Here is a 2,746-nt window from a genome sequence, read left to right as displayed (position 1 = left end):
CGTCGCCGGGACGCAGTATCAGCGGGGCAGCTCTGGACATACCCCATTTTCTCAAACATCCACAGTAAAGTCACTTGCAACACGCGACACTAGCGTAGTCTGGCAGACTCTTTTCGTCCTTGCGTCCTTGCGAGTCTCCATCGAGGAATACTATACACGGGATGTCAGCAGCTTCCGCATACTTGATTGGTGGTTTTGCGTTCGTCATACCATTAGGGTCTACGACGCATATGCCCGCTGAACCGGCACCGAAGGCATGACTCAGCAAATACGGAATGAACGCCCGCTCGCTTGCCCCATCGCCGATGACAATTCCGTGAGCAAAAAGGATCTCGCCAAAAGGTCGCTCAACGAGACGTTTGATTTTCTCCCACTCGACAACCGATACATCCAGCCTCAATGCGGTAGGGGTCCCCGCGGCGGCTTGGACGGGATTGAGGTCTCGCACGACGGTTCTCCCGTTAACTTGACGAACCAGGCGTAAGGAGCTCGTTGCGACGGTGCTGACTAGATGAGGGGAGTGCGTACTAGCGACCATTTGGCCGGGAATCGACAAGAGCAGCGCTCCAAGCTCGAGACAGGCCTGCGGGTGCAGATGAGACTCGGGCTCCTCTAAGAGCGTCAGCGCATGGGTTGGAACAGCCCCGCCGTCCTTACCTATACGGCGATCGTACAGCACGCTCTGGATCTGGAGAGAGCTAAGACTACGTGCACCCGAACCGTGCAGACGCATAGGTAGGCCACCATTGCCAGTATCAAGACCGATCTCTACAAGTCGGACCAACTCTTCCAACCGTCCGGGAAGTGCGTGTACGTCTGGACTACCAATACTGCCGACCGTCTGCTGCAGCTGTTGGAGGCGAGTCCGCACAGCGTCCAAGGTGTTGCTCTGATCGACAATGCGACTGCCGAGGTCCTTCAGTGCGTCCTCCAGCGGTTGGCGCTGCTGCTGAGGGACGTCGAGATCTGACAGCACCCGCCTCACTGCCGAGCCAGGACGGGAGAGCTCAGCGGCCAAGTCCCTTCCTGTTTCAACGAGATCGGCGACCACGATGTTCCGCTGTATGCGGTCGGGAGCGGCGGCATGTTCGGGCAGGCGCCAAGAGGTGGTCGGAACGTCCCAGCGCAGAAATCGGGTGTCGATCCGCCCACCCCAGCCTTCAGCGGATCGGCGGACGGTTGTGCGCCAAGCGATGCGTTCGGCTCCGTCTGCAGACGTCAGCTGTACATGCTGACCAAAGATCGATGAGACGCGGCTGTCGAACTCCTGAGCGCCCTTGGATGCCGGTGCTAGTACAACGTCCACCGTCGGCTCGGCTTCGGAACCGACAGTGAAGTCGTCGGCACTGGCCGTCGTGCCGAATGAGAGCGCCAAAGCCCGCAGTATGCGTGACTTACCCGAGCTGTTCCGGCCGATCAACAGTGTTAAGCCCGGTTCGAGAGCGACCGTGCAGTCGGTCAGTCCTCGAAGGTTTGCGATTCGAGCTGATTCGACTCGCACCAGGCCAGTCCCAGGCGCGACTGGTGCCTCCGTGTCGTGGACGGTGGATGCGTCGCCGGACATGCGGATGAACCTACACCGGGTAGGTTTTTGGTGGCGTGTCGGTGAACGTTGATTGATCTGAAACACGCCGGGCTTCGCCCAGTGTCGGATTTACCCGCAGGCGGCAGTTGCGCGTGTAGTGGGTGAAGTAGCGCACCGGGGATCTCTATAGAAGTCCAATCCACTGCCTTTCGAGGGCATTCCAGCACCACGACCCGCCGTAAACCTCACATCACGGCGCATCCGGGCTTGACCATGGGCCGACTAGGACCACGCGGGCTTCACCAGATTGGCCGAGTTCGCGGCCAGCGGAACCCGCTGCCCGATCGTCGGAATCTGGGAACGCTGACCACCCAGCAAAGTCCCTGACGACACCCGCCGCCCGGTCCTCACTATCGAAGGCCACCCCACGGCTGAGCTGACTGTCATCACTGGCGAACCACATACCCGGCATGATGCCCGTACCACCGGCAGCGGAACCCCAGCTGGGGGTCAACGACCTAGATGAAGAGAGCCGAGCATGCCCGAAGTGAAATTCGCTTCCTACCGTCAGTACCTAGAACAGCGTCAAACGGTCAACAGCGCGGTCATGGCTCTGCTCGCAGGATCACAACTCGCGAGTCACACGTTGCAACTGACCGCCGGTTCCGACCGCACCATCAGTGAGATATTTCCCCTGGTCAAACACATTCCCCGGTTCTCGCTCAAGACCGACAGGGCCCAGGAGTTGCTTTCAGACGCCGAAGCCCACCTCAGCGCCATGGCCATCCCCTACATCATCTCCATCCACGAGTCTCTGTTCGACACCTTCGAGGACATGCTCATAGCCAGCGGGGCTCTCCCCCCACGGGACAAGCGATTCGGGTCCCCCGTCTGGGTCGTCAAGAAGCACTGGGAGAATCTCCCGCAGCCCAACACCCCGACGCTCGATCAACCGTCTTGGCAGGTTTTCACACTGCTGAACGAACTCCGACATGACCTCATTCACCGCGCCGGCGTGATCGGCCAGAAGACTGTCGAGGCTGACCAGAACCTCTCTCCCGACGCACGCACCCTCTGGGAACGCATGGCCGGCACACCTCTCCCCGTACTCGTATTCGGGGGCACCGAGATATTGTCAATACCTGTGGATCAAGATCATTTAGGCGACCTCCTGAACATCGGTGTCGCGATCTGATCGTTCGACGAGTTTGCCGTGGTGGA

Annotated in this window: 2 protein-coding genes; one reads left to right on the top strand and one right to left on the bottom strand. The window is 59.8% G+C overall.

The window, feature by feature from the left end:
• Positions 1-70 precede the first annotated feature (70 nt).
• A complete protein-coding gene (locus ABIB25_RS29065) occupies positions 71-1,564 on the bottom strand; it encodes an ATP-dependent nuclease (protein WP_354531994.1) in 1,494 nt (497 codons plus the stop codon).
• Between the two features lie 499 nt (positions 1,565-2,063).
• Here ABIB25_RS29065 and ABIB25_RS29060 point away from each other — a divergent pair, with 499 nt between their 5' ends.
• Entirely contained in the window at positions 2,064-2,720 is a 657-nt protein-coding gene (locus tag ABIB25_RS29060; RefSeq protein WP_354531993.1) for a hypothetical protein, read from the top strand.
• Positions 2,721-2,746 lie beyond the last annotated feature (26 nt).

The organism is Nakamurella sp. UYEF19 (assembly GCF_040546275.1).
Lineage (GTDB): Bacteria > Actinomycetota > Actinomycetes > Mycobacteriales > Nakamurellaceae > Nakamurella.
This window is presented reverse-complemented; position numbering and strand designations above follow the sequence as displayed.

What these genes read in the sequence shown, in the direction of transcription:
- ABIB25_RS29065 (WP_354531994.1), bottom strand. Translation starts at nt 1,564, where the DNA reads ATGTCCGGCGACGCATCCACCGTCCACGACACGGAGGCACCAGTCGCG.
- ABIB25_RS29060 (WP_354531993.1), top strand. Translation starts at nt 2,064, where the DNA reads ATGCCCGAAGTGAAATTCGCTTCCTACCGTCAGTACCTAGAACAGCGT.